General features: G+C 57.0%; 19 protein-coding genes. 10 read left to right on the top strand and 9 right to left on the bottom strand.

Features of this window, described 5'->3' with window-relative positions; genetic code table 11:
• Positions 1–96: 96 nt before the first annotated feature.
• From rfbA to LOC70_RS11815, 7 genes are all read right to left on the bottom strand, one after another.
• Positions 97–1,011 carry a glucose-1-phosphate thymidylyltransferase RfbA gene (rfbA, locus tag LOC70_RS11845; protein ID WP_230253787.1) on the bottom strand — a complete coding sequence of 305 codons (915 nt, stop codon included), beginning with the start codon at positions 1,009–1,011 and terminating at the stop codon, positions 97–99.
• A 140-nt stretch (positions 1,012–1,151) separates the two neighbouring features.
• Positions 1,152–2,030: an SDR family oxidoreductase gene (locus LOC70_RS11840; RefSeq protein WP_230253786.1), complete on the bottom strand. Its 879-nt coding sequence runs from the start codon at positions 2,028–2,030 to the stop codon at positions 1,152–1,154.
• Positions 2,031–2,077: 47 nt separating this feature from the next.
• Complete coding sequence (gene rfbB, locus LOC70_RS11835) at positions 2,078–3,124, bottom strand: dTDP-glucose 4,6-dehydratase (RefSeq protein WP_230253801.1); 1,047 nt, start codon at positions 3,122–3,124, stop codon at positions 2,078–2,080.
• Positions 3,125–3,634: 510 nt separating this feature from the next.
• Entirely contained in the window at positions 3,635–4,630 is a 996-nt protein-coding gene (locus LOC70_RS11830) for a GDP-mannose 4,6-dehydratase (RefSeq protein ID WP_230253785.1), read from the bottom strand.
• 365 nt (positions 4,631–4,995) lie between these two features.
• Positions 4,996–6,321: a nucleotide sugar dehydrogenase gene (locus tag LOC70_RS11825; protein WP_230253784.1), complete on the bottom strand. Its 1,326-nt coding sequence runs from the start codon at positions 6,319–6,321 to the stop codon at positions 4,996–4,998.
• Positions 6,322–6,670: 349 nt separating this feature from the next.
• Positions 6,671–7,681, bottom strand: a complete 1,011-nt coding sequence (gene gmd / locus LOC70_RS11820) for a GDP-mannose 4,6-dehydratase (RefSeq protein WP_230253783.1) — start codon at positions 7,679–7,681, stop codon at positions 6,671–6,673.
• A 314-nt stretch (positions 7,682–7,995) separates the two neighbouring features.
• Entirely contained in the window at positions 7,996–8,940 is a 945-nt protein-coding gene (locus tag LOC70_RS11815; RefSeq protein WP_230253782.1) for a GDP-L-fucose synthase family protein, read from the bottom strand.
• A 763-nt stretch (positions 8,941–9,703) separates the two neighbouring features.
• Here LOC70_RS11815 and LOC70_RS11810 point away from each other — a divergent pair.
• The 4 genes from LOC70_RS11810 (at position 9,704) to LOC70_RS11795 (ending at position 14,385) form a co-directional block, all read left to right on the top strand.
• Complete coding sequence (locus tag LOC70_RS11810) at positions 9,704–10,660, top strand: hypothetical protein (protein WP_230253781.1); 957 nt, start codon at positions 9,704–9,706, stop codon at positions 10,658–10,660.
• A gap of 11 nt (positions 10,661–10,671) precedes the next feature.
• Positions 10,672–12,078 (top strand): HD domain-containing protein, encoded by a 1,407-nt coding sequence (locus tag LOC70_RS11805; RefSeq protein WP_230253780.1) that lies wholly within the window; start codon positions 10,672–10,674, stop codon positions 12,076–12,078.
• A gap of 79 nt (positions 12,079–12,157) precedes the next feature.
• Positions 12,158–12,895, top strand: a complete 738-nt coding sequence (gene nagB, locus LOC70_RS11800) for a glucosamine-6-phosphate deaminase (RefSeq protein ID WP_315857250.1) — start codon at positions 12,158–12,160, stop codon at positions 12,893–12,895.
• Positions 12,892–14,385, top strand: coding sequence for a DUF389 domain-containing protein (locus LOC70_RS11795; protein ID WP_230253778.1), 1,494 nt, complete (start codon positions 12,892–12,894; stop codon positions 14,383–14,385). The genes nagB and LOC70_RS11795 overlap by 4 nt, the downstream gene beginning before the upstream one ends.
• 180 nt (positions 14,386–14,565) lie before the next feature.
• On the opposite strand, the gene LOC70_RS11790 is transcribed toward LOC70_RS11795, so the two are convergent.
• Both LOC70_RS11790 and LOC70_RS11785 read right to left on the bottom strand, forming a co-directional pair.
• A complete protein-coding gene (locus LOC70_RS11790; protein WP_230253777.1) occupies positions 14,566–15,567 on the bottom strand; it encodes a LacI family DNA-binding transcriptional regulator in 1,002 nt (333 codons plus the stop codon).
• Between the two features lie 393 nt (positions 15,568–15,960).
• Positions 15,961–16,215, bottom strand: coding sequence for a hypothetical protein (locus LOC70_RS11785; RefSeq protein WP_230253776.1), 255 nt, complete (start codon positions 16,213–16,215; stop codon positions 15,961–15,963).
• 288 nt (positions 16,216–16,503) lie between these two features.
• Here LOC70_RS11785 and LOC70_RS11780 point away from each other — a divergent pair, with 288 nt between their 5' ends.
• The 6 genes from LOC70_RS11780 (at position 16,504) to LOC70_RS11755 (ending at position 25,147) form a co-directional block, all read left to right on the top strand.
• Complete coding sequence (locus LOC70_RS11780) at positions 16,504–18,300, top strand: 30S ribosomal protein S1 (protein WP_230253775.1); 1,797 nt, start codon at positions 16,504–16,506, stop codon at positions 18,298–18,300.
• Positions 18,301–18,789: 489 nt separating this feature from the next.
• Entirely contained in the window at positions 18,790–20,076 is a 1,287-nt protein-coding gene (locus tag LOC70_RS11775) for an ABC transporter substrate-binding protein (RefSeq protein ID WP_230253774.1), read from the top strand.
• Between the two features lie 101 nt (positions 20,077–20,177).
• Positions 20,178–22,004, top strand: a complete 1,827-nt coding sequence (locus LOC70_RS11770) for a sensor histidine kinase (RefSeq protein ID WP_230253773.1) — start codon at positions 20,178–20,180, stop codon at positions 22,002–22,004.
• Positions 22,001–22,465 carry a response regulator gene (locus LOC70_RS11765; protein ID WP_230253772.1) on the top strand — a complete coding sequence of 155 codons (465 nt, stop codon included), beginning with the start codon at positions 22,001–22,003 and terminating at the stop codon, positions 22,463–22,465. Before LOC70_RS11770 ends, LOC70_RS11765 begins: the two co-directional genes overlap by 4 nt.
• 243 nt (positions 22,466–22,708) lie before the next feature.
• Positions 22,709–23,749: an N-acetyl-gamma-glutamyl-phosphate reductase gene (gene argC, locus LOC70_RS11760; protein WP_230253771.1), complete on the top strand. Its 1,041-nt coding sequence runs from the start codon at positions 22,709–22,711 to the stop codon at positions 23,747–23,749.
• Positions 23,750–23,797: 48 nt separating this feature from the next.
• Entirely contained in the window at positions 23,798–25,147 is a 1,350-nt protein-coding gene (locus LOC70_RS11755) for a DUF1015 domain-containing protein (protein ID WP_230253770.1), read from the top strand.
• The last annotated feature ends 38 nt before the right edge of the window (positions 25,148–25,185 follow it).

The following is a 25,185-nucleotide window of genomic DNA, read 5'->3' as shown; positions in this document are numbered from 1 at the left end:
AGTTGCTAGTTGCTAGTTGCTAGTTGCTAGTTGCTAGTTGCTAGTTGCTAGTTGCTAGTTGCTAGTTGCTAGTTGCTAGTTGCTAGTTGCTAGTTGCTAGTTGCTACCGTTTGCGACTCTTCGCAAATAGTCGCCGTAGTCGTTGTTGTAGGATTCAGCGAGATCGATGAGGCGCGAGCGGTCAATGAATTCTTGTTCGTACGCGATTTCTTCGAGACACGCGATCTTCAGACCTTGGCGTTTTTCGACCGCGGCGACGAAGTTGCATGCGTCCAGCAGGCTGTCTTTCGTGCCTGTGTCGAGCCAAGCGAAACCACGAGAGAAGAGTTCGACGGAGAGGTCGCCGCGTTGGAGATAGTGTTCGTTGACCGAAGTGATTTCCAGTTCACCACGAGCGGAAGGTTTTAGGTTGGCGGCGATCTCAATGACATCATTGTCGTAGAAGTACAGCCCGGGGACCGCGTAGTTGGATTGCGGCTTCGCCGGCTTTTCCTCGATGCTTGTGACGGTGCCGTTCTCATCAAAGGCGACCACGCCGTAACGCTCCGGATCGGTGACTTGGTAGCCGAACACCGTCGCGCCGCTGGGCTTACTCGTTGCGTTTTCGAGCGTTTTGCGGAAGCCTTGGCCGTAGAAAATGTTGTCACCGAGGACCAAGGCGACGGGATCATTGCCAACAAATTCGGCACCGATAATGAAGGCTTGAGCGAGGCCCTCAGGTTTCGGCTGTTCGGCGTAAGTCAGGTTGATTCCCCATTGGGTCCCGTCACCAAGTAGTCGTTCGAATTGCGGCAGGTCGTGCGGGGTGGAGATCAGCAGGATGTCGTGGATCCCGGCCAGCATCAATGTGCTGAGCGGGTAGTAGACCATCGGTTTGTCGTAAATCGGCAGCAGTTGCTTGCTGACGGCGCGTGTGATTGGGTGAAGACGGGTTCCAGAGCCGCCGGCAAGGATGATGCCTTTTCGCGATGAAATTGCGGTTGGTTGTTGGTTGGAAGTGGCGAAAGGCATTTTCGAGTGGCTGGTAGCTGGTGGCTGGTGGATTCCCTGGTCCCCTCTCCCCCGCCCCCTCTCCCCGAAGCGGGGCGAGGGGAGTTTCAGGCGAGTGGAGTCGTGATTGGGGTTGGTTCAGTCTGGTTTCTCTGTGCTCGCTACTCGTTGCTCGCAACCCGCCACTCTTCCAGCGATTGGGTGATTGCGTCTTCGACGTCTCGCATTGGGACACCGGCGGCGATCAGTTTGCTGTTGTCCATGACACAGTTGGACCGCGGGGTTTTGGCCGCGAGTTGCATGAATTCGGATTCGCTCGCGAAGAAGTCGTAGCTCTTTTCCGGTAGCAGGTGTTTCTGAATCAGCTCTGTGACTTGCTTTGTTGTGACATGTCCGGTGTTGGTGACGTTGTAGGTTCCGAACGGGACGCGTTGCTGCCAGCAGGACAAGCAAGCCTTCACGAAATCGCCCAGGTGTGAGATGGAGTTCTCGGCTTGCAGCAGACGTTCGTAGCGAACCAGCTTGGACAGGTAGTTGCGGGGGGAGTCGCGATGATCGAAAGGGATCCGCAGTCGCCAGATATAGGTTTGCCGCGAATCGGCAAGAATCTCTTCTCCGAGGGCTTTGCAGCCTGAGTACCAACTGCAGTTGTTGGTGCGGAAGCTGAAGTTGGGCGTGTCGTCTTCCGTGAAGCCAGCGCCATCGTGCCGACGGCCCGTGTAGATGCAACCGGATGAGACATGTCCCCAAGGTAAGTTGGCATCTTCGCAAGCCTTTCGAATCGTGCCCGGCAAGATGGCGTTGCCGTCGAGGCAGTCCGCCTTGTGGACTTCGCAAGCGTCGACGTTGGGTTTGCCGGTGTAGCCGGCCGCGTTGATTAGGAAGTGCGGTTTGGTTTCGTCGATCAAGCGTGCCAGGGCTTTCGCGTCAGCGTAATTGCACTCTGACCGAGAGACTGACCGGTAGGGCAGATCGTTTCGCGTCAGCAATTGCTGAAAAGCATTGCCGACGTATCCGGTACCGCCGAGGAGGAGAATCATGAGGGCTGAGGGCTGAGGGCTGAGGGCTAGGAGCTAGGAGCTAGGAGCTAGGACGTTCCTAGGCGATCGAGTTGGTAGTCGCCGGAGAGGATGTTTTGCCACCAGGGTTGGTTGTCGAGGTACCACTGGACGGTTTTGCGGAAGCCGGATTCAAAGTTTTCGGAGGGTTCCCAACCGAGTTCGTGTTCGATTTTTGACGCGTCGATGGCGTAACGGAGGTCGTGGCCGGGGCGGTCGGTGACGAAGGTGATGAGTTGCGAGTGGCGAGTGGCGAGTTGCGAGTCGTTTTCTTTCTCGCTGCTCGTAGCTCGTGAATCGCTGCTCTTTTCCCTTGGGCAAAGCTCGTCCATGATTTGACATAGGAGGTGGACGAGATCGATGTTTCTCTGTTCGTTGTTGCCGCCGATGTTGTAGGTCTCGCCGGGGGTGCCTTTTTCAATGACCGTCAGCAAGGCTCGGCAATGGTCTTCGACGTAGAGCCAGTCGCGGATGTTTTCGCCTTTGCCGTAGACGGGAATGGGCTCGCCGCGGAGGCATTTGAGGATGACAACTGGGATGAGCTTCTCGGGGAATTGGTAGGGCCCGTAGTTGTTGCTGCAGTTGGTGACCATGACGGGCAACCCGTAGGTGTCTCGCCAGGCTCGTGCGAGGTGGTCGGAGGAGGCTTTGCTGGCAGAGTACGGCGAGTGGGGATCGTAGGGTGTGGTTTCGGTGAACAGCCCTTTGTCGCCGAGGCTGCCGTAGACTTCGTCGGTGGAGACGTGCAGGAAACGGAACCGGTCTTTGGCATCGCCCTCGAGTGAGCGGTAGTGTTTGAGGCTGGACTGCAGCAGGTTGAACGTGCCGATGACGTTGGTTTGGATGAACTGACCGGGGCCGTCGATGCTGCGATCGACGTGGCTCTCGGCAGCCAGGTGCATGATGGCATCGGGTTTATAGTCGGCAATGGTGTGGTCGACAGCGGTCGCGTCGGTGATGTCGACTTGGGCGAAGCGGTAGTTGGGATTGGATTCGACGTCAGAGAGCGATGCGAGGTTGCCGGCGTAAGTGAGGGCGTCGACGTTGAGGACCTGGTGGCCGTCGGCGAGAGCCATGCGAACGAGGTTGCTGCCGATGAAGCCGGCGCCGCCGGTGATGAGAAGGCGGCGGGGAGTTGAAAGCGTCACGGGGAATCAGGGGAGTAGTGAGGAGCGGCGGAGGTGTTGATGGCGGCGGGTGGTGGTCCGGATTCTGGCGAATCCGGATACACGTGGGGTTTGCTGACGCTGCGGAGTGGGGTGTCTAGGGTGTGTGAGATCCGGATTCTTAACGAATCCAGCTACGGGGTGATGAAGCTAGTTGCTAGTTGCTAGAAGCCAATCGCTTCAGCGATTAGGGCTAGTAGATCCGTGCTGGCCGGGTGGTCGTTAGCGATGTTCGAACGTCTGTAGGATGGGCACTCTTGCCCGTCAGGTCGTGTATGTCGGTCAAGAGTGGCCAACCTACGGTGATTTTCGCAAGGCGTGACTTGGCGACGTTGGTTCAGGTGCTTCCGGATTCTTGACGAATCCAGCTACGGATGACGGAGAGTCCCGAATTCTTGGCGAATCCGGCTACGGAACTGGCTAGTTGCTAGAAGCCACTCGCTTGAGCGATGCAACGTCGGCAGTGGTCATCTGTTGGGCGAGGTCGAGGGCGGTGGTTGTTGGCGACCAGCCGAGTTGGTTTTGGGCGTGGGTGGAGTCGCCGACGAGGCGGGTGACCTCGGCGGGACGCATGTACTTGGGGTCTTGGCGGAGGTAGTCCCGGTAGTCGAGGCGAACGCTTTGAAAGGCGGCTTCGAGGAAATCTTCGATGCTGTGCGGCTGGCCGGTGGCCAGGACGTAGTCGTCCGGGGTGTCTTGCTGGAGCATCAAGTGCATGGCGGCGGTGTATTCGGGCGCACTTCCCCAGTCTCTTTTGGCGTCGAGCGATCCGAGGACGATTTCGTCTTGAAGACCCAAAGAGATTCCCGCAGCGGCTTTGGTGATTTTGCGGGTGACGAACGATTCACCGCGTCGAGGTGATTCGTGGTTGAAGCAGATGGCATTGCAGGCGAACAAACCGAACGATTCCCGGTAGAGCTGCACCATTTGTGTGGCGAAGGTTTTGGCGACGCCGTAGGGCGTGACCGGTCGCATGGGGGTGCATTCGTTTTGTGGTGATTCGTCGGGGCGGCCGAAGATTTCGCTGCTGCTGATGTGTAGGAACCGAGGTTGCTTTTCGAGGTCACGCAAGATCTCGAGAATCTTCAGAGTGCCCATTCCTGTGAATTGGCAAGTCGACTCGGGGATCTCGAAGCTGGCGCCGACGTGGCTTTGGCCGGCGAGGTGATACAGCTCGTCGGGTTGTGTCTTGATGAGGACTCGTCGGATCGTGGTGGTGTCGTCGAGGTCCGCGTAGTGAAGGAAGAGCCGTTTGTTGTAGACGTCTTTGTTGTGGAACAACGGGTCGAGACGCGAGCGGACGGTGTTGCTGGTCCGACGGACGAGCCCGTGAACGGTGTAGCCTTTTTCGAGCAGTTGCTCGGTGAGGTACGAGCCATCTTGGCCGGTGATGCCGGTGAGAAGGGCGGTGGGCATGGGGAGGGGAAAGGGGGGCAGGGCCACAGGGACTCAGTAATGGGAGTCGCGAGGGAATGCTGGATGGATTCGATTGAGGGGGCGGAATTCTGGGTGAGATTGGCGACGGGTTTGGGGAACAGTTGGGGACAACTGTTCTACTCTGGAGGTGCGGGATTGCGGGTCGGGATTGTCGTCAGCGGTGTTTGACCATTTGTAGGATGGGCACTCTTGCCCGTCGGGACTTGGAGGTCGGCCAAGAGTGGCCAACCTACGTTTTGCGGACAGGTTGTGACTTGGCTTTGTTGGTTCAGGTGCTTCCGAATTCTTGACGAATTCGGCTACGGGTTTGGGGGGACAGTTGGGGACAACTGTTCTACATTTGGTCAGGCCTTGAGGACTTTGGTTTTGAGTTCTGGCGGCAAGGTGGCGGAGGCGTTTCTGGTGTCGACAATTTGTTGAGACCAAGTTGCCAGTTCTTCTATGTTGAGGCTGTCGTGCCAGGTGGAAATGAGCACGAGGTCATAAGTTTCGATGGTGGCTTGGTTCCACTCGACGCTGGGTTTACCGGCCCAGTGGGAATGCTCACGCGATGGGCGAATGACGGGAACATAAGGATCGTGGTAGTCGACCTCGGCACCTTGGTCGGTCAGTCGGTCCAATAGTTCGTACGAGGGTGATTCTCGATCGTCGTCGACGTTGGGTTTGTAGGCCAAGCCGATGAGAAGAATTTTGCTGCCGTTGAGTGGCTTTTTGTGTTGGTTGAGGGCGTCCGCACATCGACGGACGATGTGCGTGGGCATGGCTCGATTGATTTCGCCGGCCAGCTCGATGAACCGGGTATGGACGCCATACTCGCGTGCTTTCCAGGTCAGGTAGAACGGGTCGATCGGGATGCAGTGACCGCCCAGTCCAGGGCCGGGGTAGAACGCTTTGAATCCAAAAGGTTTGGTGCTGGCGGCTTGGATAACTTCCCAGATGTCAATGTTCATCTGGTCCGCGACCAGCTTGAGTTCGTTCACCAAGCCGATGTTGACGCTGCGGTAGATGTTTTCGAGCAGTTTGGTCAGCTCGGCAACTTGTGTGCTGCTGACGGGGACGACTTGGTCGAAGACGCTGCCGTAAAGTGCTTTGCCGGCTTCTAAACAGGCGGGCGTGTGACCACCGACGACTTTCGGGATGTTGGTCGCTGCGAACTCAGGGTTGCCGGGATCTTCTCGTTCGGGCGAGTAGACGACGTGAATGTCGGATCCAACGGTGTGCCCCGCGGCTTCAATGCGGCTGACGAGTTCTTCGTTGGTGGTGCCGGGGTAGGTGGTGCTTTCGAGGCTGATGGTTTGCCCTGAGCGGAGGTGCGGGAGGATCGATTCGATGGTGCCGACGACGTAAGACAGGTCGGGTTCGAAGTGTTCGTCGAGCGGCGTTGGGACGCAAAGGATGATGGCGTCGACTTCTCGGAGTTGGCTGAAGTCGGTCGTGGCGGCGAGTTTTCCTGAATGAACGGCCGATGCGATCGACGCGGCGTCGATGTGTTTTATATAGCTGTTGCCCGCGTTGATTGCGGTGGTTTTTTTGTCGTCGATGTCAAAACCGACGGTTTTGAATCCTCCGGCGGCATAGGCGAGCGCCAGTGGGAGGCCGACGTATCCGAGTCCGACAACACCGACCGTGGCGCTCTGATCTTGAATCCTTGAAAGGAAGTCTGTTGGCATGAAGAGAAGAGTGTTTTTATGCGGACAGAAAAGTGGGGTTGGCTCTGGGCTTGCCGCGGGCAGCCGAAAGGTCTGTTAGTAGGCGGAATTTAGGAGGGTCTGCGACGCACATCCGGCGATGAATGCTGCGGCGGAGCGGGAATTCGCTCGATTGGGTTAGTTGCGTCGGGGGAGTCTTGTTTCGAGCGTTGTTATGGATCCGGATTCTTGACGAATCCAGCTACGAATGGGGGAACGTTCCGGGCTGGCGAATTCGACTACGAGGTGGGATGCGCTGGCTCGGTGGGGCGAGATGTAGGCGTTTTTGGACGTCCGGATTCTTGACGAATCCGGCTACATTAAGGAATTGTTATGAGAGCGACTTTTGGGCGAACTCGTTTTTGGCGAGTTCGAGGTCGTGCTCGACCATCAGTTCGGCGAGTTGTTTGCAACTCGTGGCTGGTTCCCAGCCCAGTTTGGCTTTGGCTTTGGAGTAGTCGCCGAGAAGTAAGTCGACTTCCGTTGGACGGAAATACCGTGGGTCGATCTCGACGTAGTCGTTCCAATCGAGTTCGAGGGCTTCGAACGTGTAGTCGAGGAACTGACGAATAGTTTGTGTCTCGCCGGTGGCCAGCACGAAGTCGTCTGGTTCGCTGTGCTGAAGAATTCGCCACATGCCTTCGACGTAGTCCTTGGCATAGCCCCAGTCACGTTTGGCATCGAGGTTTCCGAGATACAGTTTGTCTTGTAGTCCGAGCTTGATGCGTGTGGCGGCACGCGTGATCTTGCGAGTCACGAAGGTTTCGCCACGGCGTGGTGATTCGTGGTTGAATAGGATGCCGTTGCTGGCGAACAAGTCATAAGCGTGCCGGTAGTTCACCGTTTGGTGAAAGGCATACACCTTGGCACAGGCATAAGGACTTTGTGGTTGAAACGGTGTCGTTTCGGTTTGCGGGGTCTCAATCACATCGCCGAACATTTCACTGCTGCTGGCTTGGTAGACGCGAGTCGGTTTTTGTTTGTTCAGTTGACGCGCGGCTTCGAGCACGTTCAGCGAACCGAGGCCAACGGTTTGGACCGTGTAGACGGGCGAGTCAAAAGAAACGCGAACGTGAGATTGTGCACCGAGGTTGTAGATTTCGTCTGGCTGGATGTCCAAGACCAAGTTGGTCATGTTCTGGCCATCGGTCAGGTCACCATAGTGCAGGTGCAGATTGGTGGACTCGTGGGGGTCTTGGTAGACGTGATCAATCCGGTCGGTGTTGAACGTGCTGCTGCGGCGAACGATCCCGTGGACTTGATAGCCCTTTTCCAACAACAAGTCGGTGAGGTAGGAGCCGTCTTGGCCAGTGATGCCGGTGATCAGTGCTGTTTTGGACATGGGGTGTTGGGTGAAAGGGGCTCAGGGAGTCAGGGCCACAGGTTCAGGGGCCCGAATTCTTGACGAATTCGGCTACGGGATCAGAGGTAATGCGGGGCTTACGCGGCGGATTGTAAATGAGGGACGACTTGTTGGGCGTCGTTCAATTATTGCCAGTGTGGGTTCGATGCACGTAGGATGGGCACTCTTGCCCGTCGGGCTTGGAGGTCGGCCAAGAGTGGCCAACCTACGGCAAAGTCGACAATCCGTGACGCGGTGGGGTGTAACAGGTTTGTGCAGATTCCGAATTCTGGCGAATTCGGCTACGGGGCAGGCTAGACCGAACGGACGGCTCCGGATTGGGATCGTTCGCGGTAGTCGGCGACGGTTTGGGTGAGGCCGTCGTCGAGTTGGATCGTGGGTTGCCAACCGGTTCCTCGGATTCTTGAGATGTCGGTGCATTTAACCGGGGTGCCATCGGGCTTGCTGGCGTCTTGGACAATTTCGCCTTCAAATCCGGTGGCTTGTGCGATCTTCTGAGCCAATTCGGCGATGGTCAGGTCGACTCCGGTGCCGACGTTCACCCAGTCCGGTGGATCCGAAAGCTGAAGCAAGTGGTCAACGGCGGCGGCGAGATCATCCACGTGCAGGAACTCGCGGCGCGGTTTGCCGCTGCCCCATACGGTGACGGATTCAGCGTTTTCTCGCGCGGCGGCGTCGAAGCGACGAATCAGACCTGGGATCACATGCGAGTTATCCGGGTGGTAGTTGTCGCCGGGGCCGTACAAGTTGGTTGGCATGGCGCTGTGGAACAGAACGCCGTGTTGCTGGCGGTAGTACTGGCACAGCTTCAGCCCCATGATTTTGGCCAGGGCGTAGGCTTCGTTGGTCTGCTCCAGCGGGCTGGTGAGAAGGGAGTCTTCTTCGATCGGTTGCGGTGCCATCCGTGGGTAGATGCAGGTGCTGCCCAAGAAAAGGAATCGCTGCACGCCACTTTCGTAAGCCGCGTGGATCGCGTTGGCCGCCATCATGACGTTGTCGTAGGCGAAGTTGGCGGGGTAAGTCGCGTTGGCGTGGATGCCACCGACTTTGGCCGCGGCGAAAATGACTGCGTCGGGTTGTTCTGCCTTGAAAAATCCGCCCACGGCAGCTTGGTTGCAGAGATCTAGTTCGGACCGAGTCCGCATGATCACTTGCAAGTCGTCTCGCTCAGCGAACCGGCGGAGGATGGCCGATCCGACCATTCCGCGATGTCCGGCGACGAAGATCTTTTGGGGCATTTTGGGGGAAGTTGAAAGGGCCGCAGGGAATCAGGGCCAAAGGCGGGGGCTTCGGTGCGGTACCGAATTCTTGACGAATTCGGCTACGAGGGGAGTGGTGAGGCCCGTATTCTTGACGAATTCAGCTACGGGGGGATTGGTGAGGCCCGTATTCTTGACGAATTCAGCTACGGGGGGATTGGTGGGGACCAAATCCTTGGTGAATTCGGCGACGGGAAGCAGATTTGCGCGGACTTCGTCCACGTGGGTGACACTTGTTTCATTGTCACCACCGGCGGGCCGGAAAGTTCAGCCAGTGTGAATTCGTCGCCTAACCGGACTTTTCACGACTGGATGATTCGGATCGGTTCAAACTCGTTGCTCTGCTTGCGGCCTGGGATGACTGCAATCATTGCACGAACGGAAACGTAGTTTCCTCAAGCTCATTTTAGCTTCAGAAAGCCGTTTCGCACCTCCTCTGGCAGCTAGCAACCCAACCACCGGACGAGATGTCCAGGGGCGTTGGATTGCAAACGCGAACAGAGGAAGAAGACTCACCCATTCCTTAGCACGCGGACGCGAGCTGGGACGGGGGAGCCCGTGGTTAATCGAGAGATTAATCAGAGCATCGAATTGTGAATCGAGGAAGTCATCAGTGCTGGCGTAAACGGATTCATTTTCTGTTAAGCTCTCCGCACAACCCAACTTTCCGTCATGAAGGCTGGAAACCCGGGTTCGTGCAAGCTTCTTTTCTCGCTCTTCAACGTCTGGTTCGCCGCCCCCCATGCCGATTCAAGTCACTTGCCCCAACTGTCTGAAACGGTTCCAGGTCAGCGACAAATTCGCGGGAAAATCGGGCCCGTGCCCGGCCTGCAAGAAAACGATCAAGGTCCCGGATGCCTCCGAAGCGGTCACGATCCACGCGCCCGAGGACGACGGCCCGAAGGATTCCAAGGGTCAAAGCGTTCTGAAGCCGCTGACCCGCACGGACACCGATTTCACCCGAACGCATCTCTACATTGCCATCGGCGTGGTGTTTGGGATGCTGTTTCTCGCCCTGGGGTTCCGATTTGCCATGGGCGGAGCACCACTATGGGCTCAAATTCTGGGCATTCTGCTGCTCGCACCACCGATTGTCCGGACCGGTTACGGATTCGTGCACGATGCGGAACTGGAACCCTACGCGGGGGTGGAACTTCGCAATCGAGTCCTGATTTGCTCGGCCATCTTCGCCGTGATTTGGTTGGTCTACGCCTTCGTGCCGGCGTATGTGCTGGAGCTGGATCATGCGAATGAGATGACATGGACGACGCTGGGGATCGTTTTCTGCGTGATGCTGGTTCTTGGGGCCCTCGCCTCCGTCGGCACCTTCGAACTGGAGTTCATCAACGGGCTGGCTCATTCAGGCATGTACTTCGTCGTCGTGATTTTGTTGGCGTTGGTGGCTGGCGTGACTTTGGCCGGCAAGCCTGGGCAGCGGAGAGAACTCGATCCAGATTGGGAAGAGGAAGAGTTCGAGGAGGACTTTGTTTGGCGGTGGGACGTGCGGTCGATGGAGTCGGCTTTGTCGGGGCGTGAGATTGATTCGAACGAAGGTGGTAAGACGTTGCTTTCGTGGAGCGAATGGCGACGGGGCGGCAATCTTTCGGTTCGTCCGGCGGGAAGCTGGGCGGCGGGGACTTGGGCAACGGCGGGAACCATGGCAACGGCGGGTGCCGAGCGACTCGGGACGTTGGTTTGAGCGGTTGGGGGATGGGGATTCCTGAGCTTCAATCGGCGGATCGGGCGATTTCGCGGTTGCGGATTCCTCCGGCGATGGATGTGCCGGTCACGGATCGTGTCCAGCGGTTGATTGACACGGCTCCCATGAGACGCCTGGCGTCGATCAGTCAGCTCGGATTGGTGTCGATGGTCTATCCCGGTGCGACGCACAGCCGGTTGGAGCATTCTCTCGGTGTCTACGCGTGGGCGTTGCAGTTCCTGCGGCAATTGTCCGAGGCACCCACGGACCAGGTCGATGTCGCTCGCGAAAATCGATTTGTGGAGGCGTTTCTGGTCGCGGCGTTGGTCCATGATGCGGGGCATTGGCCGTTTTGCCACCCGATCGAGGACATGGCTCAAACGAATTTGCCGCGGCATGAGGAACGCGTCGACGCGATGTTACGGTCCGGACCGATCGCAGAGGCATTGGAAACGGATTGGTCGTGCGATGCGGACGATGTGATGGCGATCCTTTGTCCGAAAAAGTACGAAAGCTCAGGCGATCCCAATGCCTCCGAAGCCCTGGTCTTTTTCGCAAGTTGTCTGAGCGGGCCGATCGATGTCGACAAGCTCGACTACCTGCAACGTGACAGCTTGCACGCGGGCGTGCCCTACGGGCGAAACTTTGATCCGATGCGGATTGTTTCATCGCTGGTTCGTCACCCGCGTCGACCAAAGTTGGCGATCCACGAAAAGGGACGCACGGCGGCCGAGATGATGGTGTTTGGACGCTATGTGATGTTCAGCGAAGTGTATTGGCACCACGCGGTGCGATCCGCCACCGCGATGCTTCAGCGAGCGATTCACGAACTGCAGCAGGTCGACGAGAGCTTGAGCAGAAAAGAGGCGCAGAGCGAAGTCATCTCGATCATCGATTGGATGGACCTGAGCGAGTCGGCTTGGGTGAGTCGTCTGAACGATGCTGCCGAGCGGCGCGGCGGGCCGGTGCAAGAATTGGTGAGCGGACTGTTTGGTCCGACACGTCGACTGCTGAAGCGGGCGGCAGAGTTCAATGTGGAATCAGGCGGAGACATGCACCACATGCTGGCTCGCCGGCCGTACTGGTGGTTGGCGGCTTGTTCGGAGCCGCTGGCGAAACGGATCAGCAAGTCCATTGACCAAACGGTTGCACCGGAGTTGGTGTTGATTGATGCACCGCCGGTGAAGTTGGAGGTCGATATTAACATCGACATTGTTCTGCGTTCCGGCGAGGTCGCGACGCTGGGGGATGTCTCGCCGGTGGCTTCGGTGCTAGCGAACCGCCAGTTCGACAACCACGTCAAACGGGTTCGCGTCTTCGTGCCAGAGTGGGTGCGAGACGCCTTGCCACAGAAGGATGAAAACATGCGTCGGTGGTTGGCGGAAGCGGTCAGCGAGACCGAAAGTCAGTGGGCATGAATGCTGGTCGTTGCCGCGTGATCGCCTCGTTCATCGTTCAGCCCCAAGAAGGAGATTGGACTTGATTCGTTTGGAAGTGATGCCGGACCACGAAAGTGCCTCACAGCGGGTGGCGGATTTAATTGCGGATCAAGTTCAGCTCAATCCCGTTTCCGTGTTGGGGTTGGCAACGGGCGGAACACCCGAGCGAACTTATGCGATTCTGTCCGAGCGTGTTTGTTCGGGAGCGTTGTCGTTATCGCAAGTCACGACATTCAACTTGGATGAGTACGTCGGTTTGTCGGCCGAGCATCCGCAGAGCTATCACGCGTACATGCGTCGGCATCTCTTCGATGTGACCGACGTGCGATTGGAAAAGACTCATTTGCCGGACGGGGCTGCGGTCGAAGCTGGGGGCCACAGCGGATCGCGGGTTTGCGAGGCTTATGAATGCTTGGTTGACGAAGCCGGCGGGATTGATTGGCAGCTTTTGGGCTTGGGCAGCAACGGGCACATCGGGTTTAACGAGCCTGGGTCTGCGGGCGATAGCGTGACGCGAATTGTTGAGTTGGCGGAGGCAACGATTGAGGCCAATTCACGCTACTTCGATTCACCGGACGAGGTGCCTCGGCAAGCCGTGACGATGGGCATCGGAAGCATCATGAACGCCAAACGGATTGTGTTGATCGCAACCGGGGCGGGCAAGGCGAACGCAGTTCAACAGGCTGTTGGCGGGCCGGTGACGCCGGACTTGCCAGCATCGTTTTTGCAGCGGCATCCGGATGTGACCTTCATCTTGGACGAAGCCGCTGCTAGCGAACTGGAGTCCTCGCGATGAGCGTGACGCTGTTGGTCGGTTCGCAAAAGCAACTGGCGGACGGCTTGCCGTGGCTGCGTCAGTTTGCCGAGCAGATGAAACTGCGAGCCGACATCTTGGTTCTCGGTTTGGACCATCGAACGTTGGAGGCTCATTGTGGCAAAGGGCTGCAGTCGCTTTGGGGTGAGAGGCCTTCTGGCGGTACGCCCGGCAAGGTGGCGTTGGTGGACAGCGATGTCGAAGCCGTCACGCGACAGATATCGGATTGGGATTCGCGTTTGTTGTTGATGATCGACGACGTGGACGACGATCGTTTTCAAGCGTCACTATTTGATCGTTGTGGGGTGAAGTCGGTTTGGCTGAGCAGCAAAGGTCCGCCACCGACAACGGCCGGTCAGGTGTTCTCGATGGATGATGCATCGATGAAGGCGACTCGTTGGATTTCGCGGCGTTTGCTGGGTGTTGAGCCTGGCCTGCAACTCGACCATGTTTGGGTCGAAGCGGCATTTGAGAAGACAGAGAAGGCTGGTGACGATGACCGCTTGAAGACCAGCGGATTGGTGAGTCGTGGGTTGGAATTGGAACGCCAACGCTGTGATGCCGGGGACTTGATTTGGGTGGCGTTTGGTTCGCGGCCGTCGACGGAGAATCACTATGAGGTGGCTCGGGCGTTGTTGTCGGGAGCCAGCAATGCTTCGGTGGCGTTGGTCAGCCGGAAAGAGAGTTGGCAGCAGTCCTTGTTCGCTGGCGTTCGCTATTGGGCCAGTCACGTCGCCGAGCCGATGGGGCGTGAAGCTCGATTGGAGTTGGCTCAATCGCTGGAGGAAGGATCCGAGCCGAACTTAGAGTTCCTCGGGTTGATTTCCGCGGCGGCGATGTTGGCCGCGTTTGGTTTGCTGCAAAATTCCGCGGCGGTGATCATCGGTGCGATGCTGATCGCACCATTGATGACGCCAATCATGGGAGCTGGTTTGTCGCTGGCTCACGGCAACCGGCCGTTGTTTCAGCGTTCGCTATTGACGATCGCGTTTGGTTTTGCCGGGGCGTTCTTCTCGAGTTTCTTGTTTGGCTGGTTGGTGCGTTTGGTTCACCATCCGGTCGTGACAGATGAAATGTGGGGACGTTGCAATCCGTCTCCGTTGGACTTTTGCGTTGGATTGGTTGGCGGGATGGCCGCGTCGTATGCGAGGACACGAAGTCACTTGTCGTCGGCGCTGGCCGGAGCGGCGATCGCGGCGGCGCTGGTGCCGCCCATTTCGACGGCTGGATTGCAAGCCGCGTTCAACGTCTGGGAGTCGACCGAGAAGGGCTGGCCGGTGTTCGGCCCGTTGATTTTGGTCTGCGTGAATGTGCTGACGATCATGATCGGAACGTCGTTCGTGCTGTACGCACGCGGGTTGCGAGTGGAATCCGGCCACAAGTGGGCGACACGCATGACGGTCTCGCTGGTCACGCTGTTGTTACTGGTACTGGTGTGGATGCTGCACCTGGAGACATGGTTGTTTGGATAGACGCCGCAACCTGTAGCTCGGTGGTCCCCCACCGAGACCGTTGTCTTCGTCGGTCGAAAGAGTTCACGCCTCGCTTCTGTCGAAGCATCGGCCGGGGCGCCACGTGAGACGTGGCCTACATCGATTACCCAGACCAACCCGTAGCTCGGTGGTCCCCCACCGAGAAGACACCCCAACAACCTAAACCCTGCGAACCGACTTCCGCAGCACCACCTCGCCGCCGAGTTGCGGAAGCGTCGGTTTTTCGTCGTTAATCATCGCGATGATCGCCGTCGCGGCGGCTTGACCCATTTCGGTCGCTGGTTGGCGAACCGTGGTCAGCGGCGGAATCATCCACTTCGATTCCGGGTGGTCGTCGATCCCAATCAAGGAGATTTGTTCAGGAACATCGATCCCGCGTTCGTAAAGAGCGTAGCGAGCTCCCACCGCCATCAAATCGTTGGCCGCGAAAATGGCCGAATACGCCACGCCGCGGTGTTGAAGCGTTTGGATTGCATCGGCGGCGGAGTCAGCGTGGAAGTCGCCGTAGATGACATGGTCGTCGGTGATCGGCAGCCCCGCTTCTTGCATCGCGTGGCGAAAGCCGTTCAGCCGTCCGATCGCGTCGACATGGTCTTTTGGGCCAGCGATGTGAACGATGTTCTGGTGGCCATGGTCGATCAACGTTTGCGTCGCGTTGGCGCCAATTTGAAAGTTGTTCGTCGCGATGTTGGCTCCGTCCCAACCCGGCATTTCGCGACCGACAACCAGCGTCGGTTTTTGCTGGTTCAGCTCGTCGATCATTTCGGCGGGGATGTCGCCCGCGATCAGGACCAAACCGTCCACGTTTCGGCCGAGCAGCGTTCGAGCGGCATCCAGGTAGAGGTTCTGCTGGAGCATCGCGTCGCCGACGATCGGCGAAAAACCGGTGCCGTTCAGCCCCTGCATGACGCCTTGCACAACGGAATCATAGAAGGGCGTGCCGATATTCTGCGTCACGATGCCGATGGTCATCGAGCGGCCGCCGGCCAGCGATCGAGCGACTTGGTTGGGTTGGTAACCCAGTTCCGCCATCGTCGCCAGAACGCGATCGCGTTTGTCGGCTTGGACAATCGCGGGGCTGTTGAGGACTCGCGAAACAGTGCTCTTGGATACTTCCGCTTGATCCGCGATGTCTTGGATCGTGATCCGTCCTTTCGGCATCCGTCGTTGACTCGTTGTTGCAGGGGGGATGGTGGGCAGGTTCTCGGGTGAGAACCGGATGCATCATCCTATCATGAGCCGCGCAGGGAGAGGTGAGTTTGCGGTGGAGTGCGAGGGAATCGGGTGGTGAGATTCGGCGGAGGGCAGAAACTCTTGACGAGTTTCTCTACTTGTGTTGGCGATGATGATCTTCGGCGATGGAGACGAAAATCAATTCGTAGCGAAAGTCGTCAAGACTTTCGGCGTCACAGCATGCAGGACAAAACTCTAGACGAGTTTCGCTACCCTTTCGACAGGCGGGACGAAACTCTCAACTAGTTTCGCTACCTCGCGACAGGCTGACGAAACTCTTGACGAGTTTCGCTACTGCTTGGTGGATTTCGCTGCGGGCGATTACTTGGCTGGTGGATTCAGCTCTTGCAGCGATTTGCCCAGGCGTTTTTTCGGAGCGGCTTTGCGTCCGGTCGCGCGGGTGCCTCGTTTGGCGGGCAGGGCTCGCTTGCCCGAAGTCGGCTCTTGCAGCAGGGCGGCGACTTGAGGGTTGATCTCCGAGCCTTCTTCGGGAGTGCCGATTTGCTCGACCGCGTCGCTGACGCCCAAGATCACGGATTGACGCACGCCGTCACGGAGCCAATCGAAAAAGTTCATGTTCATATTGTCTGCTGGTGGGTTGGTGTCGATGTGTTCGCAAGCTTTCGCGTGTCACGCCTCACGCTTTGCCGCCTGTAAAACAATCGCCGGCGGGGTGTCCAGACCAACAAACGCATTGTGACGAAATTCCGACTTTGGTAGGCTTCTCGGCTAGGCGCCGCGAAAAGTCCGTTTCGCCGCCTATTTCCGGCTGTTTTTCACAATCCACACCACCAACCCAGGTGACGGATCGACGGGTCAGTGCCGGAGCCCGATCGGTACGATTTCACCATCGGTAACGTTTTTATGGTTAACCGCAACCTCATCCGCTCCCTCGAAGACGACGACATCCTCGGCGATTTGGCGCTGCTCGCCCCGGAGGACGAAGCCGAAGAGTGGCTTCTCGACGCGATTGCTGCTGAGCAGCAAGATTACAACTCCGGAAAAATCGTTGACGGCCGCATTGTCGAACTGAACGACGAATGGGCTCTCGTCGACGTCGGCTTCAAAAGTGAAGGCACGGTCGGGCTGGATGAGTGGGGGCCCGAAGAGGACCCGCCGAAGATCGGTGACACGGTCAAGGTTCTGATCGAAGAGATGGAGGATGAGCTCGGCGCGGCCGACGATCCTTATGGCATGATTTCGCTGTCCAAGCGAAAAGCCGAGAAGATCATCGAATGGGAAGCGATGATGGAAACGGTTGCCGAGGGCCAGGTGGTCACCGGTACCGTCATTCGCAAAATCAAAGGCGGCTTGCTCGTCGACATCGGCGTCAACGTGTTCTTGCCAGGCTCGCAAGTCGACATCCGTCGTCCCGGCGACATCGGCGACTTCATCGGTCGTGTGGTCCAAGCCGAAGTGCTCAAGATCGACGACACCCGTCGCAACATCGTCATCAGCCGCCGCAGCCTGATCGAGCGTCAACGCGAAGAAGATCGCGCTTACTTGATGCAGGAATTGGAAGTCGGCCAAATCCGCAAGGGGATTGTCAAGAACATCGCCGACTTCGGTGCATTCGTCGACCTCGGCGGCATCGACGGTTTGCTGCACATCACCGACATGGCTTGGGAGCGTATTGGTCACCCAACCGAAATGCTGTCGATCGACCAAGAGATCGAAGTCAAGGTCCTGCACATCGACCGCGAAAAGCAAAAGATTGCTTTGGGTCTGAAGCAAAAAGACCGCAACCCATGGGAAAACATCGAGACCAAGTACCCGGTCGAATCGGTGCATCCTGGCGAAGTCGTCAACGTGATGAGCTACGGTGCGTTCGTGAAGCTGGAACCCGGCATCGAAGGTCTGGTTCACATCAGCGAAATGAGCTGGACCAAACGCGTCAATCACCCCAGCGAATTGGTCAACATTGGCGACAAGATCGATGTCATGATCTTGGGTGTCGATCCCGAAGGTCAGCAACTGTCGCTGGGTATGAAGCAAACGCTGAAAAACCCATGGGACGAAGTCCTCGAGCGTTACCCCGAAGGCAAAGACGTCAAAGGCAAGGTTCGCAACCTCACCAACTACGGTGCCTTCATCGAGTTGGAAGAAGGCATCGACGGCCTGCTGCACGTCAGCGACATGTCTTGGACCCGCAAGATCGCTCACCCGAGCGAAGTGCTGGAGAAGGGCCAAGAGATCGAGTGCCGTATCCTCAGCGTCGACGAGCAACGTCGCCGGATCGCTTTGGGTCTGAAGCAACTCGACAACGACCCATGGGATGGCGACATTCCAGACAAGTATCAGCCTGGCCAATTGGTCAAGGGTGAGGTCACCAAGATCACCAACTTCGGTGTCTTCATCGGTCTCGAAGACGGCTTGGAAGGTTTGTTGCACATCAGCGAATTGGCCGAGCACAAAGTCGAGGATCCAGAAGAAGTCGTGAAGGTCGGCGATCCAATCGAGGTCAAAGTTCTTCGCGTCGATACCGACGAACGCAAAATCGGTCTGTCGCTCAAACGAGTCGACTGGAGCGAGGAGCAAGAGAAGAACGCCGCTGCAGCGGAAGCTGCCGAATCGGGCATGCCGACTCCGATGGACGAAGGCGACCTGAAGGGCGGTTTGGGATCGGCTGGTCCGTTGATCCCAACTTCGGATTCCGAGTGATCCATGGCGAGACGCAGAAATGCGTTTTCGCGAAAAATTTTTCTGATCGAGTCCAACCCGTCACTTTTCGCGTCGGGTTGCTCGGTTGGAATCGGTCGTCACTGTTAGCGGGGCAGTCGCTCCCTTCAGAGGTCTCGGACGACTTGCCCGGCTGAGTGCGGGTGGGATCGTTTTGAGCACAGTGATCATTGAACAGTTGACACATGGGACGGGCGTTTGATCTGCTTCAAACGCCCGTTTTCTTTTGCGCCGTATATTGATGAGGAAGCGAATCGTTCGGCGTCGCACCGTGCAACACCCTCCAACAGTTGGGGCGTCTCGCACGACGTTCAAGTGGCGAATCAATTGGTCCGGTCAATTGGCCATCGTTGATGTTGCCGAAGAAGACGATTCGCGTGTGGTTCACGTTTGCGATGTGGAGGGTTCGGGCAAGGAGAGTCGCTCGCCATCGCGATCGACATCGACGTTTTCCTTTCAATCCGCGATCCAATGAAAATCAATCGACGCAATATGCTGGGCATGACGCTGGCTTCTGCCGCGTCGGTTGCGAGTGCACCCAAGGTGGCTCGATCGAACGATCTGTCCACGCCGACGATTCATATTCCCAGCAAGCCAACGGTTCGGGTGTTGGGGACACACGTGACGTTGCAGGAAGATTTACGCGTTCGGGCAGAAGCGGATCTTGGGATCAAACTTGAATTCAGTCCGGGTGGAAGTGCCGAGGTGCTCCACAAAGCTTCCACCCGACCCGAAACGTTTGATCTGTACGAGCAGTGGTCCAACAGCATCCGAGTGTTGTGGCAGGCCGGCGCCATTCAGCCGATCGAACGCAATCGCATTCGCTATTGGGACGAAATCAATCCGCTCACGCGAGTCGGGAAGCTGACGCCGAAGGCGAAGATCGGTGCCGGCGATGCTCCGAACAAATTGCTGTTCATTCAGCCGGATGGATCGCTGGGTGGCTCCGCAACGGATCACGTGACGTTTCTTCCGTACGTGCACAATGTCGACTCGTTTGGTTACGACGCGGCGGTGGTTCCACGAGGCGAGCCATTTGAAACGGAATCCTGGGGTTGGTTGCTGGATGAACGTTGGGCAGGCCGGGTTGCGATTGTGAACGAGCCCACCATTGGATTGTTCGACTTGGCGTTGGCCGTCCAAGCAAAAGGATTGGCCGAATTCGAAGACATCGGTGCTCTGACCGAATCAGACCTCGAGAAGCTTTTCGGCATCTTGGAACGCTATCGACGCAAAGGACATTTTCGTGGGACTTGGAGCAGCGTGCCGGCATCGGTCGATTTGATGAGCCGCGGAGAAGCGGTCATCGAAAGCATGTTCTCACCCGCGGTTTTTGATTTGACCGGACGCGGGATCGATTGCGTTTACGCATCTCCCAAAGAAGGCTACCGCGCTTGGCACGGTGTCATGTGCCTTTCGTCGCGGACGACGGGCATGGTGAAGGACGCGGCTTACGAATACATGAATTGGTGGTTGTCCGGTTGGCCAGGCGCCTTCATTGCACGCCAAGGATACTACATCTCCAACCCGCAGCGCTCACGTGAAGAGCTGAGCGAAGCGGAGTGGGACTATTGGTATCAAGGCAAGCCCGCGGCGGAGGACTTGAAAGGCACGTCGGGGAAAACGGTTGTTCGCAAAGGGCAACAACGTGACGGCGGTTCTTACGTCAAGCGATTCAGCAACGTTGCCGTTTGGAACACGGTGATGAAAACGTACGAAACCAGCCTGCGCCACTGGAATGAGTTTTTATCCGGATGAAAGCCATGGTTGCTCTCTTAGGAAGACAAACTCTCCGCCAAAGAATTTACTTGGCGAGTGCGTGCTTCGTTGCGCTGTGTGTGTTGAGCACGTGGATTGGCGTGAGTGGACAGTCCGCACTTTTGAAGGGCTTTGAAGAATACCAACGTGCCGAGAATACCTCGATCGCGATCGAAGCGATTGATCGCAAAGTGCAGGAGCTGAAATCGCGTAGCGAGCGATACCTGTTGACCGGTGCAGCGTCTCAGTATCGAGCTGCATTGAGCCTGCAGAGTCAATTGACGAATGAGATTGAGAACGTGAATGCCGATGACCTCGGAGTTCAAGACACGCTGGATCAAATGAAGGGGCACTTGGAGGTCCTGAATGAACAGCTAAAACTGGCGGCGGAAGAACGTGAACTTCGTTCGCGATTGGTACAAGTCGAGCTGCCTGAGGTCGCGGAAACAACACGGCAAGCATTCAATCGCTTGCGTGCGTACTTTATGGAAGATCCTGTGGAGTATGAGCAACAGATCGTCGTGCACGGTGGGGCTCGCGGAGCCTACGTGTCGGCACACCGAGCATTGCTTGAGTATTTCAACAATCCGAAAACGCCAAGCTTCGACATTGCGGCGGCAAACTTGGATAAGTCACGTAAGTTGTGTCGCACGCTGCAAGAAATGGAATCCAATCAGCAGGATGATGTTCAAGAGATCATCGGCGACGTGTTGGCCAGCTTGCAGGCATTTCAACGCGTCGGGACTCGAGCGTTTCAGGCGACTCGCGGTTACATGGTTTATTCGAACGTCGTGATGGCGGGCGAGATCGCTGAGTTCAGCTACCAGTCCACCAAGTTGAAAGACTACGTCTCGCAGCAGAAGGTATTGAATCAACGCAACCGTGAAGCATCGTTCCAACGTTCTCGAATCATTGCTGTGATCGCCGCATTTGGTGCGGTCTTGCTGGCCATCTTGTTGGCCACCAGTCTGTCGATGGCGGTGATTGGTCCCATTGGTCGTTTGACCGACATGTTCCGGCGTTTGGCGGCTGGCGAGACGATGTCAATTGCGACTGACGGTGAACGTACCGATGAGATCGCCCAAATGATCAGTGCGGCTCGCGTCTTTAGCGACAAGAACCAAGAAACGAAGCAGTTGCTCGAACGGTCCGAGTCATTGAGCGAGGAGTTGGCGAAGAAAGCGGACGCATTGGTGGAATCAAACCGCGAATTGGACAACTTCGCGTACATTGCTTCTCACGATTTGAAGTCGCCACTGCGAGGGATCCAACATTTAGCAAGCTGGGTACAGGAAGACTGCGAGGACATCCTTCCCGAAGCCTCGCAATCGCATCTGACGCACATGCAATCGCGCGTCCGAAGCATGGAATGTTTGCTAGACGATTTGCTGAACTATTCCCGCGTCGGCCGAGTGGATGCCCAACCCGAGACCGTGGATTGCGAAGAATTGGTCAGTTCCATCGTTGAGATGGCGGATACGTCGGATGGTTGTCAGGTCAATTGGGAAGAGCTACCGACCTTCGACACGGTCCGTACGCCGTTGAAACAGGTTCTGCTCAATTTGATCACGAACGCAGTCAAGTACAACGACAAAGGCCAGAATGGTCGAATTGATGTCAGTTGTGAAAAACAAGGCGATTGGTACAAATGGGAAGTTGCGGACAATGGGATCGGTATCGATCCTCGCTTCCACGAGAAAGTCTTCCAAATGTATCAACGCGTTGCTCCTGACGTTTCCGAGGGCAGCGGCATGGGACTTGCCATCGCCAAGAAGCACGTCGAGCATTATGGTGGCAACATCCAGTTGCGATCCTCCGTTGGAAAGGGGACGACTTTTTCGTTCACTTGGCCGATAGAGATTGAATTGAAGAATCAATCGACGAGTGAAGGTTCCACAGACGAATCACCAATCAACGTAGCTACATGAACTCGTTCTCTTCCGAGCCAATGACTGACGAAGAAACCAGACGCCCCACGTTTCTGCTGATCGAAGATGATGCGGTGGATGTGGAAGCGTTTCGCCGTGCCGTGAAACGCAATCAAGTGGATTGCGAATTGGTGCACGCATCGGACGGACGTGCGGCGTTGGAAAAGCTTCGCGAAATGGTGGATGGAAATGAAAACGTGGGGGTTCTCGCGTTTCTGGATCTGAACATGCCTGGTTTGAATGGGCATGAATTCCTGGCCGAGGTGCGGCGTGACGATTCGCTGAAACGCTTGGCTGTGTTTGTCGTTACCACGTCGCGTCACAAACGTGACATTGCTTTGGCCTATGACAAAAATGTCGCTGGTTATTTCGAGAAAGACGATTTGAATTCGGTGCTGGAGATGGCTCGTCATTTCGCCGGACGTTTGGTCTTTCCGACGCTCGGCGGCCAGGCCGACTGAACCGAAAGCAACCCGAAGAGCGGAATCTGGTCGCGCCATTGGCCCGCGAACGTCAGTTGATGAATTGGCGTCTATCGTGTGGCTTGCCGAGGACGGTGGAAAAAGCGACAACTGCGGCGAGAATTTGTCCATCGCATCGTCGCGTGCTTCGTCATGGGCAAAAATGCTTGAAGTGTCTCGCGGGCTGCTCATGGCCGCGCAGATGCTTGCCGCGCACCCCACCGCCCCATCACAATTGCCTTCATGTCGTCATCAAATCTTCGCGTCGCTCTGATTGGTTCTACCGGCTACACCGCGTTGGAAGTGGCAAGGCTGTTGCTCACGCACCCGCGGGCCGATCTTGTGGTCGCAACCAGCCGGCAAGACGAGGGCAAGCCTCTTTCTGAGATTCATCCCATGTTGGCTGGGCGATGCGACGTCCTGTTGCAGCCGCTGGACGCTTCCGAAATCGCGAAAGCGGCGGATGTGGCGATGTGTTGTTTGCCGCATGGTGCTTCCGCAGAAAGCGTTCGCGAGTTGGCGGAAGCTGGCATGCGAGTGATCGACTTCAGCGCTGATTTCCGTTTGTCTAGCCTGCAGACGTACGAGCACTGGTACGGTGTGAAGCATCCTTGGCCGGAGCGAATCGGGAACGTCGTTTACGGGATGCCTGAGTTCTTCGCCGATGAGATCAAGACCGCGGATATTGTGGCGAATCCGGGGTGCTATCCGACATCGGCGATCATGCCTTTGGCTCCTTTGGTTCAATCGGGACTGATCGAAACCGATGACATCATTGTCGACAGTAAGTCGGGCGTGTCGGGTGCCGGTCGCTCACCCAAACTGGGCACGTTGTATTGCGAGACCAACGAATCGATCGCCGCCTATGCCGTTGGGACTCATCGCCATGCACCGGAAATGATGGACTTGGTCGAACGAATCTCAGGGACTCCGATCGAGCTGATGTTCACGCCGCATTTGACGCCGATGGACCGGGGGATTTTGTCGACGATCTACGTCAAACCTTCGGCGAAGGCCGGGGGCATCGATGCGGCGGTTGATTCGATGATGAGTTTGCTGCGTGATACCTATTCCGACGCACCGTATGTTCATGTGGTGGATCATTTACCTGCGACGAAGCACGTTGCGGGAACGAATCATGTGCAAATGACGGTTCGCCATTCGGGAAATCGTGTGGTGATTGTTTGTGCCATCGACAATCTGACGAAGGGGGCCAGCGGTGCGGCCGTTCAGAACATGAACGTCATGTTTGGTTTGCCGGAAACGGATGGGCTGCTGGTCTGATCCGTTTCTAATCTCCATTTGCCATTGTTTGTTTGGGAAGGAATCTGCATGCCCAAGGTCACCCCGTTCGCTGCGGTTCGATACAACTTGGAGCACATTCGTTCGCTCTCCGAAGTGGTGGCTCCACCGTACGACGTGATTGATCCAGACTTGCAGGATCAACTCTACAAACGGCATCCGTCCAATGTCATTCGCGTGATCCTCAATCGCGAGGAATTGGGGGACGAGCTGGATGAGACCTATCACCGTGCCGGTGCCTTTGTTGAACAATGGCTGCGGCAAGGTGTGTTGGTTCAGGATTCAGAACCGGCTTTCTACGTTTATCATCAGACCTTTGAGGTCGATTCCGATGGCAAAACGCAGAAACTCACCCGTCGGGGCTTTCTGGGCCGAGTGCGGTTGGAGTCATTTGGAACCGGCAGTGTGCACGCTCATGAAGAAACGCACGCCAAGGCGAAAGCAGACCGGCTGAAGCTCATGCAGGCGACTCGCCAGAACAACAGTCCCATCTTTGGACTGTACGAGGACGCGGAACAGAGCGTGATCGACAAGTTGGAGTCCGCCAAATCGGGCGATCCAATCATGGAGGCCACGGATGAATTGGGCGTTCTTCACCAGGTCTGGGCGGTCACCGATGCTGCAGCGATCGACGAGGTTTCTCGTTCACTTTCGGACAAATCGATGTTCGTCGCGGATGGTCATCATCGCTACGAAACCGCGTGTGCCTATCGAGACTTCATCGCGGAGCAGGCTGGTGGACTCGATGAAGATCATCCCGCGAACTACGTGATGACCATGTTGGTTGGTATGAATGACCCGGGGATGGTTGTCTTGCCGACTCACCGATTACTGCGAAGCAAATCGTTTCGGGCTGATGAACTGGTGGACGCTCTGGGAAGCCTGTTCGAATGCGAGCAACTGACCGGTGGAGTCACCGCGGCCCAGGACGCTTGGATGCGAATGCGTTTGTCGGGTGATCAATCGTTGATGGCGATGTACGCAGCGGAGGATGAGACTTGGGTGATGGCACATGCCAACGAAGCGGCTCACGCACGCATGAGTGAGTTGTCAGCCAACCGCAGTGAGACTTGGCGTGGTTTGGGCGTGAGTCTGCTGCATCGTTTGGTGCTGGAGCAGTGTTTGTCGATCGGGAGTTCGACCAAGCCAACTTACGTTCACGATGTGGCGGAGGTGGTGAAGGGCTTGCGAGGTGAGAGAACGCTCGCCGAATCAGAAGGCGAGGGAAGCTACACGCTGGCGGCCTTGGTGATGCCAGCGACGCTGGACCATGTCCGAGCGATCAGTTTGGAAGGTGAACGCATGCCGGCCAAGAGCACGTACTTCTATCCGAAACTGCTGAGCGGACTCGCGTTTCACCGCCTGGAACCGTCAGAGTAGAACAGCTGTCTCAACTGTTCCGGAGTGAAGTTTGACTG

Source organism: Rhodopirellula halodulae, from assembly GCF_020966775.1.
In the GTDB taxonomy this organism is placed as follows: Bacteria; Planctomycetota; Planctomycetia; order Pirellulales; family Pirellulaceae; genus Rhodopirellula; species Rhodopirellula halodulae.
Note: the sequence above shows the minus strand (reverse complement) of the source record. Positions and strands in the feature narration are given on the sequence as shown.